Here is a 6,485-nt window from a genome sequence, read left to right on the forward strand (position 1 = left end):
CAGCTCCCCTGCGTAGTACCCCTGGGCGATCAGCCGGACCAGCCATGCACCGTCCGCATCCGCCAGCACCTCGTCAAGCGCCGCACCGGCCGCAACCGCGAGCGCACGCTCCACCCGGGGCTGCCAGTCCGGGCGATCGACCGCGAGCACCCGCTGCACGAACGCGACCGCTCCGGCCTCCCCAGCCGACGGATAGTCGTCGGCTGGGATCACGAGCTCAGCGAGCTGTTCGAGCACTTGCTGCTGGGATTCGGTCAGCATCTCCGGCCCTCCAGGGTTTGTACTTGCCGGTCCATTTTTCCCGAGGAACGCTGGCTCCATGGCACTCGACAACTATTACCTGCTCGGCCGCTCCGGCCTCCGCGTCAGCCGCCTCGCGCTCGGCACAATGAACTTCGGCACCGGTGCCAATCCGTTATTGAAGAGCCACGCACCTTACGGCCGCACCGTGGACCAGGCCGGGGACATTTTCCATACCTACGTCGATGCCGGTGGCAACTTCATCGACACCGCCGATTTCTACACCGCCGGCGAGAGCGAGGAGATCCTCGGCAAGCTGGTCGCCGACAGCGGGCTACGTGAGCGGATGGTGCTCACCAGCAAGTTCACCAACAGCGTCGACCCCGGCGACCCGAACGCGGGCGGCAACGGCCGCAAACACATGATCCGCGCCGTCGAAGACTCGCTCCGCCGGCTGAAGACCGACTACCTCGACCTCTTCCTGCTCCACACCTGGGACCGGATCACGCCGGTCGACGAGGTCCTGCGCACGTTCGACGACCTCACCCGCGCCGGAAAGATCCGGTACGCCGGACTGTCCGACGTACCGGCCTGGTATGCCGCTCGCGCGCAGAACGACGCGGTCCCGATGGTCAGCCTGCAACTCCCCTACTCGCTCGCGGAGCGCACGATCGAGACCGAGCACGTCCCGATGGGCCAGAACCTCGGGCTCGGCATCACGGCGTGGAGCCCGCTGGCCGGCGGCTTCCTCACCGGCAAGTACCGCCGCGATGGAGCAACTGGCGAGGGGCGACTGGCCGGAGACAACGCTCCCACCTGGACCGACCAGCAATGGGAGCTACTCGACACGGTCAAGACCGTCGCCGACAAACTCGGCGTGACGATGGCTCAGGTCGCGGTGAACTGGGTCGCGACCCAACCCGGCGTCGCTTCGGCGATCGTCGGCGCGAGCTCACCTGAGCAGCTCACCTCGACCATGGCCGCGCTCGACTTCGAGATCCCCGTCGACCTCCGGGCCGACCTCGACGCGGCGAGCGCCGTACCGGCTCGGTCGGTGTATCAGATGTTCACGCCGGAATACCAAGCCTGGTTGGTCAGTGCAGGCACGAAGGTTGGCGACAAGCCCACCGGTTATCAACCAGCGATCGTCAACTGGTCTTGACCCGCAAGTAGTCCAGGCAAAGATCCAGGGCGTATTCGAGATGCTGCGCCGACCCGGACGACATCAGGATCGCGACGCCGCCCTGGATCGCCGCCATCAACGCGCCCGCCGCGCGGTGCGCGTCGACGTCGGCGCGAATCTCACCGGCAGCCTGCATCTGATGGATCCCGGCCTCCAACGCCTGCTGCCACTGGACGAGCAGCCTGCCGGTCACCGCCTGCGCGGCTGACGTGTGCCGCCCGATCTCGGTGATCAGGACGCCGAGCGGGCAGTGGACGCCTTGCCTGCGGTACTTCTCGACGAGGACATCGCGCCACTCCTGCCAAGCCTCCCAGCTGGTCAGCCGGCCGAGCTGCGGCTCCTGATCCTCGATCACCCGCTCGGCCTCACGCTCGGCGACCGCCAGCAGCAACTGCTCCTTGCCCTCGGGAAAGTAGTGGAACAGCTGACTTTTCCCGGTCCGGCTCCGCTGCCCGATATCGTCGAGCGTGACCGCGGCGATCCCGCGCTCCCGGATCTCCCCGGCGGCCGCAGCCACGATCCGGTCCCGCGTCGCCGTACCTTTTGACGTCAGCACAGCACCGACTGTACTGGTTGGTCCAGAAGCAGACAGGTCGGCGTACGGCGCGGGTTGTTGCGACAGCACGGTGATCTGACGAGACTGACCCCGTGAGAGAGGCTGACCTGCAATGGTGACGACGATCGGGGTGGTCGGGCCGTCGGACCTGGTCACCTCCACATGCAAGATCATCGGCACGCAGCGGGGTATCGAGGTTCTGCCGCTCAAGTACCGCCGGGAGACCGACACCCCGAAGCTGATGGCCGAGGCGCCACCGAGTGTGGACGCCTGGCTGTTCACCGGCGTCGTGCCGTATCAGATCGCCGCGGCGCACAATCTGCTCGACCGCCCGGCGACGCACGTCGAATACACGGGCGCCACGCTGCTGCGGGCCCTGGTCGAGTTGCTGGGTGACGGCCAGGACATCAAGTCGATGAGTATCGACGTACTGGATGAGGCTCAGGTCCACGAGACGCTGGCCGAGGCCGGGCTGCCGACGCGCGGCGTCAAGGTGCTGCCGTATCACCCCGGGCTGAGCTCAGACGACGTACTGGAGTTTCACCGGGCCGCTGAAGCGACAGTGGCGATCACTTGCCTGCGATCGGCGTACGACAAGCTCAAGGCCGAGCGACCGACGATCCGGCTCGCGCCGTCGATCCACTCAGTGCGCAGCGCACTGAACGGTCTGCTGCTCGTGCACGATGCGCTGCGCAGCGATGATGCTCAGATTGCGCTCGGTCTGGTGGAGATCGCAGCGGAGGGCGAGAGTGCGCTCCGGCGCGAGGCCGGTTCGCTCGGCGGCAGCGTCCTCCCGTACGACGACAAGCGCTTCCTGGTCGTTGCTACTCGCGGACCGTTGGAGCAAGCGACGGTGTCGTTCACCGAGCTCGGGATGCTGAACCGGCTGAAAGAGCAGTTCGGGCCGGTGCGGATTGGGTTCGGGATCGGTGGTTCCGGGATTGAGACCGAGGCGCTGGCTCGCCGCGCCCTGGGCCGCGCCAAGACGGCTGGGCGAACTGCCGCGGTGGTCTCACTGCGCAACGACATCGACCTGATCCTGGTCGGCGGCGCGACGCCGCGGGCACAGCAGCGGTCGAAGCTGCAACTGCTCGCGCAGCGGGCGGGGTTGTCGAAGGCAACGCTTGAGAAGCTGCAGGAGCTCGTGCACTCGGAGCCTGAGGACGGGGTGACAACGCGTTCGGTGGCCGACCACCTGGGGATCCAGCCGCGCACTGCGCGCCGGGTGCTGAATCGGCTGGAGCGGGCCGGCCTCGCGGATGCAACCGGCACGCAGATCGGGACGGGCAGCGGACGGCCACTGGTCGTCTACCGCGTGCACCTCTGATCTAGTAGGGTCGCTGGTAATTACAGCCATGACCGTAATTACCAGCGGGGAGGCCTTGTGCCCGAGCTTGCCGTGAACGGTGGGACTCCAGTCCGGTCCACTCCCCTGCCCTCGGTTTTCAATGCCTCCGGGCGACGCTTCGGGGACGAGGAAGTAGCGGCCGCCGAGCGGGTTCTGCGTAGCGGCATGCTGTCCGCGACCTGGGGCACTGAGGTGGCTGCACTAGAGGGCGAGTTCGCTTCGTTGCTCGGTGCGGTCCATTCGGTTGCCTGCAGCTCCGGTACGGCGGCATTGCACCTGGCCGTCGCCGCGGTGAACCCGGAGCCGGGCGACGAGATCATCACCACGCCGATCAGCGACATGGGAACGGTCTTCCCCATACTGATGCAGAACGGCGTACCGGTGTTTGCTGATGTTGATCTGGCCACGGGGAACCTGGATCCGGCCGCGGTCGAGGCTGCGATCACGCCGCGGACGAAGGCGGTGCTGGCCGTTCACTTGTTCGGGAAGCCGGCGCCGATCCACGAGCTGCGAGCGCTGTGTGACCAGCACGGGCTGCTGCTGATCGAGGACTGTGCGCAGGCGTATTTGGCGCCGGTGGGCGACGTTTATGCGGGGCGAGTTGGCGACATCGGGTGCTTCAGTCTGCAGCAGAGCAAGCACATCAGCGCGGGTGACGGCGGGCTCGTCGTGACCGACGATGCGGCGCTGGCGCGGCGGATGCGGCTGTTCACCGACAAGGGCTGGCCGCGGGACACCGACGAGCGCACGTATCTGTTCCTGGCGCTGAATTATCGGATGACGGAACTGACCGCTGCGGTCACGCGAGTGCAGTTGACGCGACTCCAGCAGGTCGTGGACGACCGTCGTACGGGGGCGGCGAAGCTGACGGCAGGGATCGGGGATCTCGTCGGATTGCTGCCGCCGAGTGACGACGGGGATCACGTCTACTGGCAGTATCCGTTGCTGCTCGAGGACGGCATTCATCCTTGGGCGGCCGCGTTGACCGCCGAAGGTGTCCCCTGCACGCCGGGTTATCTGACCGCGCCGCTCTACGCTGCACCGGCGCTGCGCGGGAAGGCCACGTACGGCGGGTCCGGTTTTCCGTTGCAGGGCGTCGAATACCCGGTCGGGTTGTGCCCGAATGCCGAGACATTGATCAACGAGCGGCTCGTCGTACTGCCGTGGAACGAGAACTACAGCGGGTCCGACGTGGACGATATCGTCGCCGCGATCCGCAAGGTGCACACCGCCCTCGCCCTGGAGTCCTGATGACTGTACACATTGCCACGCTCCGCGCGGCGGGCCTTGAGGCCTGGTTCCCTTTCTTCCCTCGTCCCTCCAGTCGCTGCGCTCCCTCCGCTCCTCAGTCCAGAAAGGGGGCCTCATGACCGACGCCCCTCTGCTGCTCGACTGCGACATTCTGGTCGGGCACGACGTGACGACCGGGCGCTGGAGCCGTCCCGAACGGGTGCAGGAGGTGTTTGCCGGGACCGGGATCTCCGGTGGCGTGGTCTCCTCGTTGCGGGCGGTCCACTTCGACGTACCGTCGGGAAACGACGAATCGCGAGTAGTGGCCGAGGGCAACGGTTGGACGAACTGCCCCGTGCTCGATCTGCGTGATCCGCTGGGGGCTGAGCGGGAGCTGGAACGGTTGCTCGCTTCGGCGCGGCCTGCTGGGATCCGGTTGGCGCCGACGGCTCAGGCGGTCGAGCCGTCGTACCCGTCGTTCGGGCATGTTGCGCGGCTGGTGGTCGCGGCCGGATTGCCGTTGTTCGTGGAGGGCGACGTACGGGTGGTTGGTCCGGCGCTGCAGGGGCTCGGGGCGCGGGTCGTCTTCCTGGACACGCATTTCTACTACCTCGGTGACTTCGTACTGCTGGCCCGCGCGGAGCCCGGATTCCACACTTCGACCCGGATGCTCACGGGGCCGGACTCGCTGGAGATCGTCGCGGCCGAGGTCGGCGCGGACCGCCTCGTCTTCGGGACCCGGACGCCGTTCCACGAGACCTACTCGGTGCTCGGCCGCCTGCTCAGCTCGAAGCTGACCCCGGCCGAGATCGCCCAGGCCGGCAGTCAGTCCCTGACCAAGCTGCTGGAGGCGTGATGCTGATCGACGTCCACGCCCACTGGGGTCCGTGGTTCTTCTCGATGGAGGTCGGCCCGATCGAGGTCAACCTCGACCTGATGGACCGCTTCAACATCGACCTGCAACTCGTCTCCTCCATCGAGAGCATCGTGTACGACGCACCAGCCGGGAACCGCGCTCTCGCCGAACAACTGCCCGCCGACGACCGCCTCCGCGGCATGCTGGTGGTCGACCCACGCCGCCTCGACGAAGCCCGCGCCGATCTGCGCGACCTCGTCACCGGCAACGACCGCTGGGTCGGCGCCAAGATCCATACCGAATACAGCCGCACCCCGATCACCACCCCCGCCATGCAGGCCGCCATCGAGCTCACCACCGAGTACGGCCTCCCCACGTTGGTCCACACCTGGGGTGACACCGTCCTGGACCTCGCCGACCTGGCCGCCCGAGTCCCCGGCTCCCGCTTGATCGCCGGCCATATGGGCGCCACCGCCTGGCGCCAGGTTCCCGAAGCCGCCCGCCGCGCCGACAACATCTGGTTCGAGCCCTGCTGGTCCGCCCCCGACGCCGACCGCATCCGCTGGATCCTCGACCGCATCGGCCCCACCCGCCTGATGTTCGGCACCGACGCCACCCTCATCGACCCCTCAGTCGCCCTAGGCGCCCTAACCGCCGCCGCCCTCACCCCAGTCGAAGCCCAAGCCATCCACTGGCAAAACGCCACCACCCTCTTCGGGTTGTAATCCCAACCCGCCCAGTGGGTTCACTCGCCGGGCGCCCAGCGGGTTCACTCGCGCGGAACGGCCCTGCCGGAAGCACGCGAGTGTGCGGACCGTGCCGCCGGCAATCGATATCCAGCAACACACTCCTTCCACTCGACCCCAACCCGCCCGGTGGGTTCACTCGCGGGGACACGGTGGGTTCACTCGCGGGGGCACAGTGGGTTCACTCGCGGGCGTCCGGTGGGGTGCGGACCGCCAGCACCCACTAACTGGGCGGCCCACTGCCAAGCCACGCTCGGCCCGATCCGCAACGCACCCACTTCAGCCCGTTAGTCAGTGCTGGAGATCCGCCCCCACCAGCCGCCCAC

Annotated in this window: 7 protein-coding genes; 5 read left to right on the forward strand and 2 right to left on the reverse strand. The window is 67.5% G+C overall.

Features of this window, described 5'->3' with window-relative positions; all coding sequences use genetic code 11:
• Window positions 1–261, reverse strand: a 261-nt coding sequence (locus tag E1263_RS41525; RefSeq protein WP_165956937.1) for a gluconate 2-dehydrogenase subunit 3 family protein, incomplete at its 3' end; no start/stop codon positions are given.
• Window positions 262–319: 58 nt separating this feature from the next.
• Between E1263_RS41525 and E1263_RS41530 the strand changes: the two genes are divergently transcribed.
• On the forward strand, window positions 320–1,402 hold the full coding sequence (locus tag E1263_RS41530; RefSeq protein WP_132177829.1) for an aldo/keto reductase: 1,083 nt from the start codon (window positions 320–322) through the stop codon (window positions 1,400–1,402).
• On the opposite strand, the gene E1263_RS41535 is transcribed toward E1263_RS41530, so the two are convergent.
• A complete protein-coding gene (locus tag E1263_RS41535; protein ID WP_132177831.1) occupies window positions 1,389–1,979 on the reverse strand; it encodes a TetR/AcrR family transcriptional regulator in 591 nt (196 codons plus the stop codon). The genes E1263_RS41530 and E1263_RS41535 overlap by 14 nt on opposite strands.
• Window positions 1,980–2,091: 112 nt before the next feature.
• Here E1263_RS41535 and E1263_RS41540 point away from each other — a divergent pair, with 112 nt between their 5' ends.
• From E1263_RS41540 to E1263_RS41555, 4 genes are all read left to right on the forward strand, one after another.
• Window positions 2,092–3,306 (forward strand): helix-turn-helix domain-containing protein, encoded by a 1,215-nt coding sequence (locus E1263_RS41540; protein WP_132177833.1) that lies wholly within the window; start codon window positions 2,092–2,094, stop codon window positions 3,304–3,306.
• A 57-nt stretch (window positions 3,307–3,363) separates the two neighbouring features.
• A complete protein-coding gene (locus E1263_RS41545; protein WP_132177835.1) occupies window positions 3,364–4,578 on the forward strand; it encodes a DegT/DnrJ/EryC1/StrS family aminotransferase in 1,215 nt (404 codons plus the stop codon).
• A gap of 115 nt (window positions 4,579–4,693) precedes the next feature.
• Window positions 4,694–5,413 carry an amidohydrolase family protein gene (locus tag E1263_RS41550; RefSeq protein WP_132177837.1) on the forward strand — a complete coding sequence of 240 codons (720 nt, stop codon included), beginning with the start codon at window positions 4,694–4,696 and terminating at the stop codon, window positions 5,411–5,413.
• A complete protein-coding gene (locus tag E1263_RS41555; protein ID WP_132177839.1) occupies window positions 5,413–6,138 on the forward strand; it encodes an amidohydrolase family protein in 726 nt (241 codons plus the stop codon). Before E1263_RS41550 ends, E1263_RS41555 begins: the two co-directional genes overlap by 1 nt.
• The last annotated feature ends 347 nt before the right edge of the window (window positions 6,139–6,485 follow it).

It is taken from the genome of Kribbella antibiotica, from assembly GCF_004349055.1.
GTDB lineage: Bacteria > Actinomycetota > Actinomycetes > Propionibacteriales > Kribbellaceae > Kribbella > Kribbella antibiotica.